The sequence below is a fragment of the Nannocystis sp. RBIL2 genome (genome assembly GCF_026626745.1).
Taxonomy (GTDB): domain Bacteria; phylum Myxococcota_A; class Polyangia; order Nannocystales; family Nannocystaceae; genus Nannocystis.
Window position 1 is genome coordinate 4,604,760 of record NZ_JAPNJW010000001.1, and the last position, 17,055, is coordinate 4,621,814.

At 73.4% G+C, this 17,055-nt stretch carries 16 protein-coding genes; 8 read left to right on the plus strand and 8 right to left on the minus strand.

What is annotated here, in order from left to right; translation table 11 throughout:
- Positions 1–146: 146 nt before the first annotated feature.
- Positions 147–1,901 carry a hypothetical protein gene (locus OV090_RS18075; RefSeq protein WP_267704967.1) on the minus strand — a complete coding sequence of 585 codons (1,755 nt, stop codon included), beginning with the start codon at positions 1,899–1,901 and terminating at the stop codon, positions 147–149.
- Positions 1,902–2,127: 226 nt separating this feature from the next.
- On the opposite strand from OV090_RS18075, the gene OV090_RS18080 reads away from it, so the two are divergent.
- On the plus strand, positions 2,128–2,901 hold the full coding sequence (locus OV090_RS18080) for an SDR family oxidoreductase (RefSeq protein ID WP_267704968.1): 774 nt from the start codon (positions 2,128–2,130) through the stop codon (positions 2,899–2,901).
- A gap of 58 nt (positions 2,902–2,959) precedes the next feature.
- Here the strand turns inward: OV090_RS18080 and OV090_RS18085 are convergent, their stop codons facing one another.
- From OV090_RS18085 to OV090_RS18095, 3 genes are read right to left on the minus strand one after another with little or no spacing between them, the layout of a single operon-like run.
- Positions 2,960–4,318 (minus strand): monooxygenase, encoded by a 1,359-nt coding sequence (locus tag OV090_RS18085; protein WP_267704969.1) that lies wholly within the window; start codon positions 4,316–4,318, stop codon positions 2,960–2,962.
- 10 nt (positions 4,319–4,328) lie between these two features.
- On the minus strand, positions 4,329–5,747 hold the full coding sequence (locus OV090_RS18090) for a HAMP domain-containing sensor histidine kinase (RefSeq protein WP_267704970.1): 1,419 nt from the start codon (positions 5,745–5,747) through the stop codon (positions 4,329–4,331).
- The gene (locus tag OV090_RS18095) at positions 5,744–6,442 is read right to left on the minus strand and encodes a response regulator transcription factor (protein WP_267704971.1); all 699 of its coding nucleotides are present in this window, start codon (positions 6,440–6,442) and stop codon (positions 5,744–5,746) included. The genes OV090_RS18090 and OV090_RS18095 overlap by 4 nt, the downstream gene beginning before the upstream one ends.
- 82 nt (positions 6,443–6,524) lie before the next feature.
- Between OV090_RS18095 and OV090_RS18100 the strand changes: the two genes are divergently transcribed.
- From OV090_RS18100 to OV090_RS18125, 6 genes are all read left to right on the plus strand, one after another.
- On the plus strand, positions 6,525–6,947 hold the full coding sequence (locus OV090_RS18100) for a RidA family protein (RefSeq protein WP_267704972.1): 423 nt from the start codon (positions 6,525–6,527) through the stop codon (positions 6,945–6,947).
- Entirely contained in the window at positions 6,944–7,798 is an 855-nt protein-coding gene (locus OV090_RS18105) for an enoyl-CoA hydratase family protein (RefSeq protein ID WP_267704973.1), read from the plus strand. The genes OV090_RS18100 and OV090_RS18105 overlap by 4 nt, the downstream gene beginning before the upstream one ends.
- 196 nt (positions 7,799–7,994) lie before the next feature.
- Positions 7,995–9,191, plus strand: a complete 1,197-nt coding sequence (locus OV090_RS18110) for an acyl-CoA dehydrogenase family protein (protein WP_267704974.1) — start codon at positions 7,995–7,997, stop codon at positions 9,189–9,191.
- 262 nt (positions 9,192–9,453) lie between these two features.
- Positions 9,454–10,224: a molybdate ABC transporter substrate-binding protein gene (gene modA / locus OV090_RS18115; protein WP_267704975.1), complete on the plus strand. Its 771-nt coding sequence runs from the start codon at positions 9,454–9,456 to the stop codon at positions 10,222–10,224.
- A 33-nt stretch (positions 10,225–10,257) separates the two neighbouring features.
- Entirely contained in the window at positions 10,258–11,061 is an 804-nt protein-coding gene (locus tag OV090_RS18120) for an ABC transporter permease (protein WP_267704976.1), read from the plus strand.
- 409 nt (positions 11,062–11,470) lie between these two features.
- Complete coding sequence (locus OV090_RS18125; protein WP_267704977.1) at positions 11,471–12,202, plus strand: ABC transporter ATP-binding protein; 732 nt, start codon at positions 11,471–11,473, stop codon at positions 12,200–12,202.
- 183 nt (positions 12,203–12,385) lie between these two features.
- Here OV090_RS18125 and OV090_RS18130 read toward each other — a convergent pair whose 3' ends face one another.
- On the minus strand, positions 12,386–12,916 hold the full coding sequence (locus OV090_RS18130) for a TetR/AcrR family transcriptional regulator (RefSeq protein WP_267704978.1): 531 nt from the start codon (positions 12,914–12,916) through the stop codon (positions 12,386–12,388).
- A gap of 139 nt (positions 12,917–13,055) precedes the next feature.
- Between OV090_RS18130 and OV090_RS18135 the strand changes: the two genes are divergently transcribed.
- On the plus strand, positions 13,056–13,463 hold the full coding sequence (locus OV090_RS18135; RefSeq protein WP_267704979.1) for a hypothetical protein: 408 nt from the start codon (positions 13,056–13,058) through the stop codon (positions 13,461–13,463).
- A gap of 286 nt (positions 13,464–13,749) precedes the next feature.
- Here the strand turns inward: OV090_RS18135 and OV090_RS18140 are convergent, their stop codons facing one another.
- The 3 genes from OV090_RS18140 to OV090_RS18150 are packed head-to-tail and all read right to left on the minus strand — an operon-like array spanning position 13,750 to position 17,036.
- Positions 13,750–14,499, minus strand: a complete 750-nt coding sequence (locus OV090_RS18140) for a hypothetical protein (RefSeq protein ID WP_267704980.1) — start codon at positions 14,497–14,499, stop codon at positions 13,750–13,752.
- 42 nt (positions 14,500–14,541) lie between these two features.
- A complete protein-coding gene (locus tag OV090_RS18145) occupies positions 14,542–15,423 on the minus strand; it encodes a hypothetical protein (protein WP_267704981.1) in 882 nt (293 codons plus the stop codon).
- Positions 15,399–17,036, minus strand: coding sequence for a serine/threonine-protein kinase (locus tag OV090_RS18150; RefSeq protein WP_267704982.1), 1,638 nt, complete (start codon positions 17,034–17,036; stop codon positions 15,399–15,401). The genes OV090_RS18145 and OV090_RS18150 overlap by 25 nt, the downstream gene beginning before the upstream one ends.
- Positions 17,037–17,055: the final 19 nt, after the last annotated feature.

Here is a 17,055-nt window from a genome sequence, read left to right on the forward strand (position 1 = left end):
GTCATTGCGTCTCCGGCGTCGTCGGCTTCGATGGCACAGGTCCTCTGGAGCAGTTGGTGGGGCATGTGAACGACGGCCAGAGCTGCACACGCCCCTTCTCGACAATGACGGCGAGTCCTCGGTCCGCGGCGGATACTCGCCGCCCGTCACGCGCGCGCGGGCACTGCGAGCACGGCGATCTCGCCCTTCTCCGAGCCCACGACCATGCGCGCGCCGGCGGGGTCGAAGGCGATCGCGGTGACACGGCCCGTCTTGTCGAGCACCTTCTGGCTGGCCAGGACCTCGCCGCCCGGATAGGCGAGCAGCACGACCTGGCCGTCGAGCTTGCCGATCGCCACGCGGGCGCCGTCGGGGTGGAAGGCGAAGGTCGTCACGCCCTGGCTCGCTTTCTCGAGCGCGGCGTGGGCGGGCTTGCCGGTGGCGAGCGCGTAGCTCCGCAGCGACTGCGCCTCGGCCGACCAACCGCTCATCCGGCACAGCGCGACCAGGTGCTCGCCTGCAGGATCGAAGCGCACCTCGTCCGTGGCCCCGCCGCCCCACGGGACGCCGAGCGGATGCGCCTTCCACAGCTTGCGTCCGCTCTCGACGTCGACCCAGCGAAACTCCCTGCCGCCGAAGTCGCCCCAGAGGACGTGCCGGCCGTCGGGAGACAGCAGCGCCAGCGAATAGGTGTCGGTGGGCGGCCCGCCGACGCGCGCGCGCTCGGACCACTCCTTGGCGCCGGGCGAAGCGACAGTGCGCAGCGAGACGCCGGTGGCGGTCGGCACCGCGACGGTCGTGCCGGCCGCGTCGACGCTCGAGAGCGAGACGCTCGACGTGTGCGAGTACTTCTCGCACATGAGCTCGCGCTCGACGTCGCCGTCCGGCTCCCACACCCACACGCGCACGCCCTGGTCCTGCAGGCTGAAGACCATGCGGCCGTCGGGCAGGAAGTCGATGCCGCCGCACTCCCACGCGTCGCACTCCGGCGCGAAGGTCCGCTGGCGCTCGCCGGTAGCGACGTCGACGCGGCTCAGCAGGTGATCGGGGCCGCCGTAGTTGGGCGACTGCGCGACCACCAGCCAGGTGCCGCTCGGGTCGAAGCGCAGGCGGTGGATCGGCTTGGTGCGGTCCGGCCCGCGGTAGCGGTGCAGCGGCGCGAACGGCCCCGCGGAGGCCCGCGGCTTGCGAGCGGGCTTGGCCGCGGCGGCGACCGGGTTGGCGGCCAGCGCGTCGGCGAAGCGCTCGATGTCAGGCGCCGGGCTCTTCGTCGGCCGGACCACGATCGACTGATTCTCCGACTTCGGCCGCTCGACCGCGAAGCCGGCCTCGACCAGGGCGTCGCACACGCGCCCGGCGTCGCCGCGCCAGTACAGGTGGAGCTTCGAGGTCAAGCGCCCGACCGCGTCGAAGGCGTCGTGCGACTGCTCGTGCCAGAACACGGCGGTCTGCTCCGGGTCGCGCTCGCGCTCGGCGACGATCTCCCAGCCCGCGCTCTGCGTCGAGCCGGCGCACGCGAGGGCGATCACCTTGCGCTTGGCGAGCGCGGCGAACACTTCGATGAGCTTCACGAGATCGGAGGTCGCCGCCTCGGAGCGCGGGCTGAGGACGAGCGTGCCGTGCTCGGCGTAGTCATCGCGCTTGGCCTCGCTCTCGTCGATGCGCACGACCAGCTTGCGCCGCGCGAAGGCCGTCTGCAGCTCGGCGCGCGAGGTGCCCCACCACATCGGCAAGGACCGGATCAGCGCGCCCTTGTTGTCGAAGGCCTGGTCGGCCGCGCGACTCCAGTACACGAAGCCGTAGCCCTCGCCCTCGTCGCGCGGCGAGAACTCGGCGAGCGCGGCGTCGTCGACCGCGGCGAAGACGTCGAGGCCGTCGACTTCGCGGAGGATCCGCTTGAGCAGCGTCTTGGTGATCGTCACGCGACGGAGGATACCCGCATCCAAGGCGCGGTCTCTCCGGCCAAGCACGAGGTGCAGCGGACCGCCGAGCTCTCGGCGACGCCCGGAGGCTCCGCTGCGGCCTCGGCTCGCAAGTCGTGGCGCCGGGCTGCAGCGGACGCGCCCGAGCTTTCGGCGACGCCCGGACGCTGCCGCGGCGGGCCGCCGATGCCGCTGGCAGCGGGCGCGGGCAGTGATATGCAGGGCCATGAACTCTTCACCCTCCACGCGCGGCGCCATCGTCACCGGAGCGGGCCGCGGGATCGGGCGGGCGATCGCCCGCGCGCTGCTGGCCGACGGCTACCGCGTGGTCCTCGTCGACGTCGACCGCGAGGCCGGCGAGGACGCGCTTCAGACCCTCGCGCGAGCGGACGCCGCATGGTTCGTGCAGGCCGACCTGAGCCGCGAGGCCGAGGTCGCGGCCGCGGTCGCCGAGGCGTTGACGCGGCTCGGTCGCCTCGACGCTCTGGTCAACAACGCGGCAGTCGCCGACCCTCACGCCGGGCCGCTGACGGCGCTGCCGCTGGCCCGCTGGGAGCGGGTGCTGGCGGTCAACCTCACCGGGCCGATGCTGTGCTGCAAGCACGCGGCGCCGCACCTTCAGGCGACGCGCGGGGCGATCGTCAACGTCGCGTCGACGCGCGCGCACCAGTCCGAGCCCGACACCGAGGCGTACGCCGCCAGCAAGGGCGGGCTGGTCGCGCTGACGCACGCGCTGGCGCGCAGCCTGGGCCCCGCGGTCCGCGTCAACTGCGTCAGCCCGGGGTGGATCGACACCCGCGAAGAGCGCGGGCCGGGCCGCCCCGAGCCGCCGCCGCTGCGACCGATCGACCACGCGCAGCACCCCGTGGGCCGGGTCGGCCGGCCCGACGACGTCGCGGCGATGGTCGCTTTCCTGTTGTCGGACCGCGCCGGCTTCGTCACCGGCCAGGACTTCGTGGTCGACGGCGGGATGACGCGCGCGATGGTCTACGCCGAGTAGGTTCTTTCGGACATGTCCATGAAGTCATGTCCCTCCGAACAGCTCGTCGGCGCCGCAGTCAGCTGCCGGTGACGTAGACGATGCCGAGGCACATCTCGTCGCCGGTGCCCTCGCCCCACAGGATGTCCTTGGCTTGCTGCTGCACCCCGTCTTCGACCGGCTGGTTGGCGGCGGTGTTGTCCCACTCGCACTCCAGGCGCAGTTGATCGCCGGGGCGCACCGTCACCGGGGCGGTGAGCTGGTAGCTGCCCTGCCAATTGAAGTCCCAGCGCGGGATGTCGAGAAGGCAGGTGTCCTGACCGCCGGTGATGGCCAGCGAGCCGCGCACGCCGCGGGTGTGCATGTGCAGCGCGGCGGCGTGGACGACGAAGGGATCGCCGGCTGCAAGCCCGCCGTCGGGGAACAGCAGCGGGAGGTAGTTGCTGACGTCGGCGGCGAAGCTGTGGACGACGCTGGCCTCGCCCGCGGGGATCAGCATCGGCTCGCTGCCCTGGACCCACGCCGGGTTGGTGAACGGCATCATCACCGCGACCCGGTCGACGCTCGCGGCGGTGCGGATCTGGATCCGCGACTGATCGGGCCCCGCGCCCGGGTAGGTGTGGTAGTGCATCTGCACCGCGACGAGGGAGCCCGGCTGCACCTTGATGCCTGTCCCTTCGGGCATGTCGCCCGGGGCGCCGCCGGGGACCCAGGCGCCGAGCCAGGGCACGCGGCCGTCGTTGATCTTGCCGCCGCTCGGGCCGCCGTAGCACAGGTAGCCGGGGTCGGGGTCGGCCTCGTCGAGCGCGCGGTAGGCCTCCGCCTGCTCGGGCGGGATGGCGAAGGCGATCACGTGATGCACGATCTGCCGCTCGCCGGGCGTCACGCTGAGCGCGGTCACGAAGGTCTCCTGGTCTTCGGGCCAGGGCATCAGGAAGCAGCGGTACTCGTCGGGCGCGATCGTCGGGGTGTAGGGCTCGGGCAGCTGGAGGTCGATGTCGAACTCGATCGGCTCGGGCGCCTGTGCGGGCGGAGGCGCGTCGGCGGGGTCGCCCTCGGGCGCGCCGAGCTCGACCCAGTCGAGCACGACCTGGCGCGTATCGTCGTCGATCGAGCGGTCGTGGAGGTAGGTGCCGCAGGCGGCGTCGGGCGGCCACGGGGGCATGGTGCCGGCCATCAGCGAGGCCGGCAGGGCGCTGGCGACCGCGCTGGCGTCGGCGTACGAGGCGAGCGAGAACGGGGCGAGGTTGCCGGGGCTGTGACAGCCGACGCACTTGGCGTCGAGGACCGCCTTGACGTCGCGCCAGTAGGTGACCGCCGCGGCCTCGCCGGTGGTCGAGCTGCCGGCCGTGTCGCTGCCGCCGTCGCTGGTGCCGGAGACGTCGCCGCACGCGACGAGGAGGAGGCCGAGCGGGAAGATCGCGGTGATGCGCTGCATGGCTTCGAGTTCAGCACTCAAGTTGTGGAGAGAGTGTGGAGACCCGCGGCGGGGCGCTGACGGGGCCGTGGATCGTCGCTCGCAGGCCGCGGGGCTGCTCGCGGGCGAGGGTCAGGACGAAGCCGGCGCGGCTGCACACTTCTTGCGAGATCGCCAGGCCCAGGCCCCCGCCCTTCGGGTCGCGGCGGCGGGCCTCGTCGGTACGGAACGTCCGCTCGCCGATCTTCGGCAGGTCGGCCGGGGGCACGCCGGGACCGTCGTCGACGACGGTGAGGCTGAACGAATCGGCACCTGTCTCTTCGAGCAGGATCGCCACGTGGCCGCCGGGGTCGCCGTGGGCCACTGCGTTGTGGACCAGGTTGGCCAGCGCCTGCTCGGCCATCGCCGGGTTGCAGCGGGCCCACAGCGCGGCGTCGGGGCGGGCGCCGTGGACCTCGATGCCGCGGGTGCGGCCGAGCGCGGCGAAGCGACGAGTGACGCGGTCGACGACGGCGCACAGATCCACGCGCAGGTCGCCGTGCAGCGGGTCGGCGCCCTCCTGCAGGCGGCACGCGAGGTAGAGGTTGTCGATCAGCGAGCCCATGTAGACGACGTCGCCGATGGAGCCGCGGACCAGGCCCTGATCGTCGGCCGGGCGCGCGCCTCCGGCCAGCTGCTCGAGCGCGATCTGCAGCGACGCCAGCGGCGTGCGCAGGTCGTGGGCGATGTTGGCGAGGTGCTGCTCGAGCGCGCGATGGCGGGCCTCCATGCGCGCGGCGTCGGCGGCGATCCGCGCGTGGGCCTGGTCGAGCAGGGCCGAGAGCTGGCCGAGGTCGTCGCGCGCGGGGTCGCCGGCGGAGGCGTAGCCGGCGGCGTGACCGACCTGCTCGGTGGCGCGGCGCAGCTTCTCGAGGCGCAGGGCGATCGGTCGCACCGCGAAGAAGCTGGCGAGGCCGACGGTGAGGGCGACGCTGAAGGCGAGCAGGCCGAAGATGATCAGCAGCGCGTAGCGGCGCTCGGAGGTGCTGAGCTTCCAGCGCAGCTGGACCAGCGCGCACGGGCCGTGGTCGGCGGCGCGGCGCAGGCTGGCGCCGCCCCACGGGTCGATGAAGAAGTACATGCGCGTCGGCGCGGCCTCGCCGGCCTGCAGGCGCGCGAGCAGCTGCGGGTCGAGCGGCGGGGCGCCGGAGACCGCGGGCGCGAGGGTGTCGCCGTCGTAGACGTTGAGCTCGAGCTCCGGCCCGTGCTGCGCGGTGAAGGCGGCCGGGTCGCGCTCGCACTGGGCCAGCGAGATCGCGTCGAGCTGGGGCGCGAGCGCGCCGATCCGCCTGATCGCCTGCTCGATGAACAGCGACGGCATCACCACCGCGACGAGGGCGACGCTGAGGCCGGCGCAGATCGCCGCGGCCAGGAACACGCGGCCGGACAGGCCGCGCAAGATCCGGGTCATGCCGGCTCCGGCGCGTCGAAGCGGTAGCCGATGCCCCACACCGTGGCGATCCGCGCGCCCGCCGGGCCGAGCTTGCGGCGGATCCGGGCCACGTGCGAATCGACCGTCCGCTCGCTGCGGTCGCCGCCGGCCGGCAGCGCGGCCTCGGCCAGCTGGCGCCGGGTGATCGCACGAGCTGGCCTTTCGACCAGGTACAAGAGGACGTTGAACTCGTGGGCGGTGAGGCCGAGCGGTTCGCCGGCGAGGGTGACGGTGCGGGCGTCGAGGTCGAGCAGCGCGCCGTCCCAGCCGAAGGTGCGCGTCGGCGCGGCCGCGTCGGGCAGGCGCAGGCGGGCGCGCACGCGGGCCAGCAGCTCCTCGATCCAGAACGGCTTGGGCAGGTAGTCGACGGCGCCGCCGGCGAAGGCCTGCAGGCGGGCGTCGAGCTCGGTGCGAGCGCTCAGCACGATCACCGGGGTCGACAGCCGGCCGCGCCACAGCTCGAGCACCTCGAAGCCGCCGAGCTCGGGCAGCATGAGGTCGAGGACCACGAGGTCGAACGGGCGCGCCAGCGCCAGCTCGGCGCCGCGGCGGCCGTCGTGCGCGAGCTCGACGTCGAAGCCCGCGCCCTTGAGCCCGCGCACGATGCCGGCGGCGATCGCGGGGTCGTCCTCGACCACGAGGACCGCGGGGGCGCTGCGTTCACGGGTCGACATGCGCGGGCTCTCGTTCGACGGTAGCAGCCCGGCCGCGGCGAAGGATGGAGGATTTGTGGAGCGCGTGCGAAGCTCCGGAGTGATGACGGACGAGGCCCCGGTCCACGCGCGCGCGATCCTCCCCGACGGCTGGCCGCGGCCGCGGGGCTACAGCAACGGCATGGCGGCCCGCGGCGAGCTGCTGGCGATCGCCGGCATGATCGCCTGGGACGCGCGCGAGCAGCTGGTGTCCGACGCGTTCGCGGCGCAATTCCGCCAGGCGCTGGCCAACGTGGTCGCGGTGGTGACGGCGGCGGGCGGGCGGCCGGAGCACGTGATCTCGCTGACGGTCTACGTGACCGACAAGCGCGAGTACATCGCCGAGCTGGCCGCCGTCGGCGCCGCGTACCGCGAGCTGATGGGGCGCCACTACCCGGCGATGGCGCTGGTCGAGGTCGCGGCGCTGCTCGAACCGCGGGCGAAGGTGGAGATCCAGGGCCTCGCCGTGCTACCAGAGCTTCCGTGACCCGCCCCGCCGACCCCGACCTGCGCGACCTGCCGCTGCCGCGGCCCGAGAGCTTTTCGTACGAGGAGCGCGAGCGCGTCGGGGTCATCACCTTGACGCGGCCCGACCGCTTCAACGCGCTGACGTTCCAGGTCTACCGCGAGCTCACCGACCTGTTCACGGTGGTCGACCGCCGCGCGCACGCGGAGGGCGGGGCGCGGGCGCTGGTGCTGCAGGGCGCGGGGCGGGCGTTCTGCGCCGGCGGCGACGTCGACGACATCATCACCCGGCTGTTCGAGCGCGACACCGAGGGGCTGTTGCGGTTCACGCGGATGACGGGGGAGCTGATCCACGCCATGCGCCGCTGCAAGCTGCCGATCGTCGCCAGCGTCAAGCGCGTGGCCGCCGGCGCCGGCGCGGTGATGGCCCTCGCCAGCGACCTGCGGGTGATGGGCAAGAATTCGTTCTTCGCGTTCCTGTTCCCGCAGGTCGGCCTGTCGGGCGCCGACATGGGCGCGAGCTGGCTGCTGCCGCGGGTGGTCGGCCTCGGCCACGCCAGCGAGATCCTGCTGCTCGGCGACCGCGTGCCGGCCGACCGCTGCGCGCAGATCGGCCTGGCCACCCAGGTCGTCGACGACGAGCCCGACCGCGACGCGGTCGACCGCGCCGCGTTCGCGCTGGCCAAGCGCATCGCCGACGGGCCCCACTTCGCCGCCCGCATGACCAAGACGATGCTGCAGCAGGAGCTCGACATGGACTTCACCGCGGCCATCGAGGCCGAGGCCCAGGCCCAGGCGGTCTGCATGCAGCACCCCGACTTCGCCGAGGCCGACCGGGCGCGCCAACAGAAGCGAGCGCCGAGCTGGCGCTAGGAGCATGTCCTGAGACACATGTTTTCAAAGGCATGTCCATGGGGACATGCAGCGGAGGTCGAGGCCGAGCCCGCCCCGCCCCCCGGCGCGCCGCCCGATCGCCCGCAGACGGACCCTGTCCCGAGGAGCATGTCCCGATGAACATCCTTCACCCGAGCGTCGGCCCGTCCTGGTCCGTCTCGAAAGGCACGTCCCGATGAACCAGCTGCTGACGCCCTACGTGACCGAGCGGGCGCTCGGGCTGCTCGACGGGCCGCGCTGGCGGCCGCTCGAGGACGCGCTGGCGACCTTCGTGGCCGACCTGCGGGCCCGGCCGGTCGACGAGGAGGCCGGCGAGGACGCGGCGGCGCGGACCTACCTGCTGCGGCTGGCGACGGCCGGGCTGCTCGAGTGGGTGGTGCCGTCCGCGTACGGCGGCGCCGAGCTCGAGGAAGGCCACGCGGGCGGCCTGTCGTCGACGGCGATCTGCCTGATCCGCCAGTGGCTCGCGCGCGAGAGCGGGGCGCTCGACACCGCCTTCGTGATGCAGGGCCTGGGCTCGTACCCGCTGGCGCTGGCCGCCAGCGAGCCGCTGCGCCGCTACGTCCTGCCGCGCGTGGCCAGCGGGGCGACGGTGTGCGCGTTCGCGTTGACCGAGCCGGAGGCCGGGTCCGACGTCAAGAACCTGCGCACCACCGCGACCCCGGCCGAGGGCGGGGTGGTGCTCGAGGGCACCAAGTGCTTCATCAGCAACGCCGGCCTGGCCGACAGCTACGTGGTGTTCGCCCGCGAGGCCGGCGAGGGCAAGCCGCGCTTCTCGGCGTTCTTCGTGGCCGGCGACGCACCTGGCCTTTCGGTCATCCGCACCCGCGTCCTGGCGCCGCACCCGATCGGCACGGTCAAGCTCGAGCGAGTGTTCGTGCCCGACGCCCACCGCGTCGGCGAGCCCGGCGCCGGGCTCAAGCTGGCGCTCGGCAACCTCGACGTGTTCCGCGTCAGCGTCGGCGCCGCGGCCCTCGGCCTGGCCGACCGCGCGCTCGCCGAGACGGTCGGCCACCTGAAGCGCCGGGTCCAGTTCGGCAAGCCGCTGGCCGAGCAGCAGGGCCTGCAGTTCGCCCTCGCCGACCTGGCGACCGAACAGCTGGCGGCGCAGCTGCTGGTCTACCGCGCCGCCGCAGCCCGCGACGCCGGCCACGCGACGTCGGAGATGGCGGCGATGGCGAAGATGCACGCGACCGAGTCGGCGCAACGCGCCATCGACCGCGCAGTGCAGAGCTTCGGCGGCCTCGGCGTGACCGTGGGCCAGGTGCCCGAGCGGCTTTACCGGGAGATCCGCGCGCTCCGGATCTACGAGGGCGCGACCGAGGTGCAGAAGCTGGTGATCGCGCGGGCGCTGCTCGACGAGCGCGGCTGAGGCCGGCAGGGCGGCGACTGCTTGCGCATGCGGCAGCGCGAGGTCGCCGTCGTGACGCGGACGAGGTCGCCGAACGAGTCGGCCGAGGTCGGCATCCCAAGCGTCCTCTTCGTCCGCGCTGGGCGAGCGCCGACCTCACGCGACGACGCCGCGGCAGGAAGCAGCGGACCCTGACCGCGTCACGGACGGTCGCCGGCCCGCGGCTCCGCGGCGCCTACAAAGCGCTTGCCCGCCGGCGCGCGCCGTCGCTACGCTTCGCGGCATGACCAGGCTCCGAGGTCCCGCGCTCCGCGTCGTCCTGCTCGCCGCGGTCGGGCTCGGCGGCTGCTCGTCCTCCCCGGGCGCCGGCAAGACCGAGCTACATGTCTCTGCGGCCATGTCCTTGAAGGAAGCCTTCACCGACCTCGAGGCCGGCTTCGAGGCCGAGCACCCGGAGGTCGACGTGGTCTTCAACTTCGCGGGCTCGCAGATCCTGGCGGCGCAGATCGTCGCCGGCGCGCCGGCCGACGTGTTCGCCTCGGCCGACCGGGCGCAGATGGAGCGCGCGACGACGTCGGGCCGCATGCAGCCGGCGCGGGTGTTCGCCAGGAACCGCCTGGTGATCGTCGCGCCCGCCGGCGACACGACGATCCAGGGGCCGGCCGACCTGACGCGGCCCGGCCTGCGCCTGGTGCTCGCCGGCGAGGCAGTCCCGGTCGGCGCCTACGCGCGCGAGGCCCTGAGCCGCGCCGGGGTGCGCGACGCGGCGCTCGCCAACGTGGTGTCCAACGAGGAGAACGTTCGCGGGGTGCTCGGCAAGGTCGCGGGCGGCGAGGCCGACGCGGGGGTCGTCTACGCCACCGACATCACCCAGGAGCTGGCCGGCAAGGTGCGCACGATCGCCTTCGCCGGCGCCGACGACGTCGTGCCGGCCTACGAGATCGCCGCCCTCGCCGACAGCCCGCAGCAGGCCCTCGCCGGCGCCTTCGTCGACCGCGTCGCCGGCCCGGCCGGGGCCGCGGCGCTCGGCAAGCGCGGTTTCCTGCCGCCGTGACCGGGCTGTCCCGAGGTACCTGTCTTGGACGACATGTCCTTAAAGCCCGGTCGCCCGGGGCACGCGCACCTGGCGATCGGCCTGCTCGCCGGCGCGGCGGTGGTGTTCTTCGCCCTGCCGCTGCTCGGGCTCCTGGTGCGGGTCGCACCGGCCGAGCTGTGGCGGCAGCTGGCGGCGCCGTCGGTGCAGACGGCGCTGCGGCTGTCGCTGTACGTGTCGCTGTGCGCGGCCGGCCTGTCGCTGCTGCTCGGGCTGCCGCTGGCGTACGCGCTGGCGCGGCTGCCGTTCCCCGGCCGCGGCCTGGCGCGCGCCCTGGTGACCCTGCCGATGGTGCTGCCCCCGGTGGTCGGGGGGACGGCCCTGCTGGCCGCGTTCGGGCGCCGCGGCTTGCTCGGCGGCGCCCTCGAACATGGCCTCGGGGTCATCTTGCCGTACACCACCGGCGCCGCGGTGCTGGCGGCCACCTTCGTGGCGGCGCCGTTTTTGGTGATCACCGTCGAGGGCGCGCTGCGGGGGCTCGACCCACGCCTCGAGCAAGCGGCTGCGACCCTCGGCGCGAGCCGGCTGCGGATCGTCGGCACGGTGGTGCTGCCCGCGATCCGCCCGAGCCTGATCGCCGGCCTGGCGCTGTGCTGGGCTCGCGCCCTCGGAGAATTCGGCGCGACGATCACGTTCGCCGGCAACCTCCAGGGCCGCACCCAGACGATGCCGCTGGCGGTCTACGAGGCGCTGCACGACAGCCCCGACGGCGCAGTGGCCCTCAGCCTGATCCTCCTCGCAGTGTCCCTGGCCCTCCTCGCCGCCCTGCGCGGGCATTTTTTTAAAGGGGCGGGATGAGGGCGCACGGCGCGGGCGGAGGCAGGAGCGGGGCGCTCGACGAGGTCGCGCGGCGAGGCGCGCTCGAGCATGCGCCGCGCAGCAGAAGCATGCGAGCAGTACACCACGAGGTCGCGCGGCGAGGCGCGCGCGAGCATGCCGACGAGGTCGCGCGGCGAGGTGCGATCGAGCATGCGGCGCGCAGAAGCACGCGAGCAGAACACGGCGAGGTCGCGCGGCGAGGCGCGCTCGAGCATGCGCCGCGCAGCAGAAGCATGCGAGCAGTACACCACGAGGTCGCGCGGCGAGGCGCGCGCGAGCATGCGGCGCGCAGAAGCACGCGAGCAGTACACGACCAGCTCGTGCTGGAGGACCCGCGCGACGAGCTCGGCGATGCACCGGCAGCGGACGCCGGAGGAGCGCGGCGGCGATGACTGCGGCCGCAGGTCTGACGGCCGACATCGCGGTGCAGCGCGGCACTTTCTCGCTCGAGCTGCAGTTCGCGCTGGCGCCGGGCGCGACGGTGGCGGTGCTCGGGCCCAACGGGGCCGGCAAGTCGACGCTGGTCGACGCGCTCGCCGGGCTGGTCCCGCTCGCGCGCGGCGAGGTGGTGCTGGCCGGCCGCACGCTCGAGCGCCCGGCCGCGCACGTGCGCCTGAGCCCGCAAGAACGTGGCCTCGGGGTCATGTTCCAGGGGTACTGTCTGTTCGGACACATGAGCGCGCGCGACAACGTCGCCTACGGGCTGCGGGCCCGCGGGGTCGCCCGGGCGCGGGCGCGAGCCGAGGCGCAGGCGTGGCTCGAGCGGCTCGGCGTCGGCGAGGTCGGCGACCTCCGGCCGGCTGCCCTGTCGGGCGGGCAGGCCCAGCGGGTCGCCCTGGCGCGGGCGATGATCACCCGCCCTGCCCTGCTCCTGCTCGACGAGCCGCTGGCCGCGCTCGACGTGTCGGCGCGCGCCCAGGCCCGCCGACTGCTGGCCGGCTGGCTCGCCGAGGCCGCCGCGATCTGCGTGATCGTCAGCCACGACGTGCGCGACGCCGTGGCCCTCGCCGACGAGCTGCTGGTGATCGAGGGCGGCCGTCTCACCGCCCGCGGCACGGCGGCGGAGCTGCGCACCCGGCCCCCCACGGAGTACGTGGCGGCGGTGCTCGGCGAGAGCTGACGGAAGCAGCGGCCGCTCGGCGACGGTCCGTGACTGCGTCGCATCGCAGTCGGGAGCTGACTCTGGCGGCGTCAGTCCGCGAAGCTGTCGGCGAGGATGGCGAGCCGCGAAACGGGTTGACGAGGACTTCACGTCCGCGGCGCTCGACGAGGACGCCGAACCGCGCGACGCTCGCCGAGTCCGTCACGCCGCGAAGCGGTCGACGAGGACGCCGAGCCGCTTGCGCAAGACGGCGAGGCTCGGGGTGTCGACGGTCAGGCCGTCCAGCGCGAAGGCGAACACCTCGGCCGCGAGCCGGTCGCCGAAGATGTGGTGGAAGATCGACTGCCGCTTCCTGACGTGCTTCTCGGCGATCGCAGGCGCGAGGGTGGCACAGGCGGCGTGGAACTCCTTCGCCATCGGCGCGCCCTCGAGGAGCTTCCACGGCCCCAGCAGCAGGAGCTCGCACACCCGCGCGAGCTTGGCTTGCTTGCTGCCGCGCCCGGCGAGGACCTCGTCGACCCGCGGATAGAGGCCCGCGAACACGCTCTCGTGGGCCGCCGCGAAGATGGCGTCCTTGTTGGAGAACTTTTGGTAGAGGAGCGGCCGCGAGAGGTTGGCCCGCCTGGCGATGTCCTCGAGCGTCGTCTTGGCGTAGCCGAACTGCAGGAAGCACGCGAGCGCGGCGTCGATGATGACGCGGCGCCGCTCGCGGTCGCGCTCTTCCTGGCTCACAGGCAACTTTTACAATTTTACAGAATGAGTCTGTTTTGTAAATTCGTAAAATCGCAACGGCGGCGGTCGTGCGCAGCGGAGCAGCCCGGGCCGGTCCCCGCTGCCGCGCTCGCCCTGACCGGCCGCCCGGAGGTGCCTCGTGCGTGTACTCCCTCGTTCGTTCTCGGGCTGGTCCGTCGCGGTTTTCGGCGTGCTGGCCGTCCTCCTGGGGCTCCTCGGACTGCTCAGCCCCGACAGCCAGTTCGACATGATGGGCTTCGAACGCGTCGACCACCGCGGGCCCGGCGACTACACGCCGACCGTCGTGGCGACGACGTCTATCGCGGCGATCAACATGGGCGTCCTCTACGTGCTCGGGGTGGCGCTCGCCTGGCCGGGCTTCATCGCCTTCACGGTGGCCGCCCGCCTGTCCATGTGCCTGGGGTTCGTCGTCCTGATGGCCGCCGGTAGAGCTCCGGAGGTGTTCGTCGGCGCCGCGATCTGGGAGGGGCTGGGCGCGGCGATCACGGCCGCCGGGATGGCGTGGGACAGCCGGCGGGCGCGCTGATCGAGGCTTGCTCGGGCCGCTCGTCTACGAACTCGATCCGGCGACGCGCTCGGGATTTGTCCTCGCGGATGTCCGCTGCGCCACGCGAGTCACCTCGCGGGGAGGATTGACAGGACGCTGTGCAAATCGACATGCGCTCGCGCGAGCGCCGACATCGCGCCGAGCCGCGCCTGCCGCAGCGACGCGCCGGCGGCCTAGCTCACGCGCGCCGACTTTCCGTCCGGCTTCGACGTGCTGGCCGCGGCAGCGGACGACGCGGGCGGATTCGAGAGCCCCCGCCCGCCCTCTACCCGCACGAGAACAGCACGCAGGACCCGCTGCAGCACTGGCCGCCGCTGTTGCAGCTCTGGCCGGCCAGGCGGCAGCAGCCGGCGAAGTTGTAGGACTTGCAGTTGGCGGCGCAGGAGAGGTCGCCGCCGCCGTAGTTGTTGGGGAAGTCCGTGCACTCCTTGCCCTTGAGGTCGGTGCCGTCGCAGGTCTCGCCGGTCTCGGCGAGGTCGTTGCCGCACGTCGGTCCGGGCATGGTCGTCGTGTCGGTCGTCGCGTCGGTCGTCGTCTCGGTCGTCGTGTCAGTCAGCGTGACGGTCAGGGTGTCCGTCAGCGTGTCCGTCAGCGTGTCGAGCGTCGTCGTCGTGGTCGTCGACGTGTCGTCGGTGGTGCTCGTGCTCGTCGACGTGCTCGTGCTCGTCGACGTGCTCGTGCTCGTCGTCGTCGTCGTCGTCCCCTCGGTCGTGTCGACCGTGGCCGTCGTCGACGTGCCGGTCGTCGGCGGCTCGCTGGTCGTGGGGATCGTCGTCGACGGGGTCCCGGTGGTGGTCGTGACCGCGCCGCTGTCGGACTCGCGCCGGCAGGCCTCGACGGTCACCGGCTCGGCCACGCAGCCGTCGTTGCTGGCCTCGCACAGGTTGCAGAACGGCCGGTTCGGGTCGCGCTCGGCGCAGCTGACGTCGCCGGACTGGTTGCCGCAGTGGCTCACGTTGGGGACCGAGCACCCGGCGAAGAAGGCGAGCCCGAATGCGAATGTTCTCCAGGACATGTTCCGAACAACCTGTCTCTTAGGTCAATTAGGATGCGACGGTCAGAACGAGCCGGCCAGCGACAGGCCGGCGGCGCCGCGGCCGACGCTGGGCAGCCAGGACACGCGGCGCTGGGCGGCCTTGCGGTCGAGCGCGAGCAGGACGGCGCCGGTGATCGCGGCGGCGAGGCCGATGCTGAGGGTGGCCACGCCGGCGGGGCGGGTGGAGATCGAGTAGAGCGGCATGTCGGGGTCGGGGCGCGGCTGCTTGATCGCCAGGCCGAGGCCGACGACGAAGCCGACGCCGCCGACGGCGAGCAGGGCCACGCCGGCCTTGCCGCGGCCGCCGAGGCCTTTCGGCGGCGGCGGCGGCTCGGGCTTGGGCAGCTCGGGCGGCGGCGCGGCGGCCTTGAGCCGGGCCTCGCGCTCGGCCTGGGCGAAGTCGCGGATGAACGGGACCAGGCGCTCGATCTCCGACGTCCCGCGCTCCACCGCCTCGCCCTCCGTGCACAGACGGCACTCGGTCTCGTGGACGCTGTCGCCGACCGGGTCGCTGCCGACGTAGAGGCCGGAGGCGATCACGTAGCCCGGCTCCTCGCCTGGCACCGCGCGCACGATGATGCGGATCCACGGGTCGCGCGGGCCGCGGCCGGGCAGGACCTCGGCGCGGCGCAGCTGGCGGTTGCCGACCTCGTCGAGGCGCTCGTGGATCACGGGGCCCGCGGGGCCGGCCCCGTTGGTGTCGATCGCCAGGCTCGCGCGGGCGATCGTCTCCCCGTTGAGCGACGGATCGGCGGCGCCGGTGGTGGGGCTCGCGGGCGTCGTGGTCGACGGGCTCGCCTTCGCGGCCTGGGGCTGCGCGGGCGCGGCGTGGACCTGCGCGGACGGGATCGCGGCGACGGACAGGGCGCAGACGAGGCTCAGCCCCCGACGCGCTTTTGGCACAGCTTGAGCCAACCTTGAGCCTCCTGGTCTTTGAGACCTTTCCCTACGGACATGCATCCTGTGAAGTCACCGAGCTCCATCAACGCCTTGGTCTCGAGCTTGCGCGCCTCGGCGCTCGAGGCCCAGCACTCGCGCTGACGGGTATAGTCTCGCAAGATCGCCCAGCGCTGGGTCCGGCGGGCCTCCTCCGCCGACGTGCGGACCCGCTGGCAACGTGGGCTCATGTGCGCGTCGCTGCCGGGGCGCGTGCCCGCCTTCGCGGTGGGCTTCACGGTCGTGCCCTCGGGGACCGGCGGAGTCGGCTCGGTCGGCGGCGGCTCGACCACGGGCGGATCGGTCGGCGGCGGCGCGATCGCGGGCGGGGGCTTCGAGATGTCCTTGGGGACAGGTGCAGGATCGACCACCGGCGGCGCGGGCGGGACCACGGCCGCGAGCTCGGCCGGCGTCTCGGGGCCGGCGCGCAGCAGCCACACCGCGGTGACGAGACCCAACACGGTGAGCAGCGCGAGCACGATCGTCGCGTTGCGACCGCGCGGGGCCTCGCGGCGCAGCGGCGCGAGCGTGGTCCCGGGCGTCGGCTTGGCCGCCGTCAGCGACGCCGCGGCCGACGGGATCGGGGCCGTGAGCGTCGCCTGCAGCGGCAGCTGCGAGTTCGAGCCCGGCGAGGTCGGCCCCGACTTGTGCCGGCTCTGCGAGTCGCGCCGCATGTCCTGCAAGATCGCGTCGAGGCGGGCAGCGACCGCGTCACCGTCGCGCGGGCGCTCGTTGGAGTCGGTGGCGAGGCAGTCGGCGATCAGCCGGACCAGCGCGGCCGGCAGGCCGGGGCGGCGGGTCTCGACCGAGGGCGCCGGGCGGTTGAGCTTGAAGGCCAGCAGTTCGAACGCGTTGCTGGCCGAGAACGGGATGTCGCCGGTCAGCATCTCGAACAGCATCACGCCCATCGCGTAGACGTCGAAGGTCGGTCGCGCGGGCATGTTGGTGGCCTGCTCGGGCGCCATGTACTCGGGCGTGCCCATCAGCGAGCCGGGGCTGGTGATGCGCTCGGCCCCGGCGACGATGAGGCCGGTGTTGGCGGCGATGCCGAAGTCGAGCACCTTGACGGCCTCTTCGCCGGCCTGCGGCACGAGCATGATGTTGCTCGGCTTGAGGTCGCGGTGGACGATGCCGGCGCGGTGACCTGCCCCGAGGGCCAGGGCGATCTGGCGCATGATGGAGCACGCGCGGCGCGGCGGCTCGACCGTGGTGTTCTCGATGAGCTCGGCCTCGAGGTCGCGGCCGGCGAGGTGCTCCATCACCAGGAACAGGCGGCGGTCGGGCAGCGCGCCGGCGTCGAACACTTGAACGATGTTCGGATGGCCGATCGTGCTCGCGGTGCGGGCCTCGGCGCGGAACCTGCGGACGATCGAGTCGGTCTGACTCCACTGCGGCAGCAGGACCTTGATCGCGACCTTGCGGCCGACCTCGACGTGCTCGGCGAGATAGACCGAGCCCATGCCGCCGCGGCCGAGGACCTGCAGCACCTGGTAACGGTCTACGAGGATCGTGCCCGGGGGGAAGTCGCCCTGGGGTGCGGCGGCCTCCGGCTCGGCGTCGATGGCGAGGTCGAAGCTCACGGCGCTCCGCCTCAGGCTA

Bases quoted from the DNA above. Each gene is read 5' to 3' on its own strand.
- OV090_RS18140 (WP_267704980.1), bottom strand. From the start codon at position 14,499: ATGTCCTGGAGAACATTCGCATTCGGGCTCGCCTTCTTCGCCGGGTGC.
- OV090_RS18100 (WP_267704972.1), top strand. From the start codon at position 6,525: ATGACGGACGAGGCCCCGGTCCACGCGCGCGCGATCCTCCCCGACGGC.
- OV090_RS18120 (WP_267704976.1), top strand. From the start codon at position 10,258: ATGTCCTTAAAGCCCGGTCGCCCGGGGCACGCGCACCTGGCGATCGGC.
- OV090_RS18090 (WP_267704970.1), bottom strand. From the start codon at position 5,747: ATGACCCGGATCTTGCGCGGCCTGTCCGGCCGCGTGTTCCTGGCCGCG.
- OV090_RS18095 (WP_267704971.1), bottom strand. From the start codon at position 6,442: ATGTCGACCCGTGAACGCAGCGCCCCCGCGGTCCTCGTGGTCGAGGAC.
- OV090_RS18110 (WP_267704974.1), top strand. From the start codon at position 7,995: ATGAACCAGCTGCTGACGCCCTACGTGACCGAGCGGGCGCTCGGGCTG.
- OV090_RS18080 (WP_267704968.1), top strand. From the start codon at position 2,128: ATGAACTCTTCACCCTCCACGCGCGGCGCCATCGTCACCGGAGCGGGC.
- OV090_RS18125 (WP_267704977.1), top strand. From the start codon at position 11,471: ATGACTGCGGCCGCAGGTCTGACGGCCGACATCGCGGTGCAGCGCGGC.
- modA (WP_267704975.1), top strand. From the start codon at position 9,454: ATGACCAGGCTCCGAGGTCCCGCGCTCCGCGTCGTCCTGCTCGCCGCG.
- OV090_RS18085 (WP_267704969.1), bottom strand. From the start codon at position 4,318: ATGCAGCGCATCACCGCGATCTTCCCGCTCGGCCTCCTCCTCGTCGCG.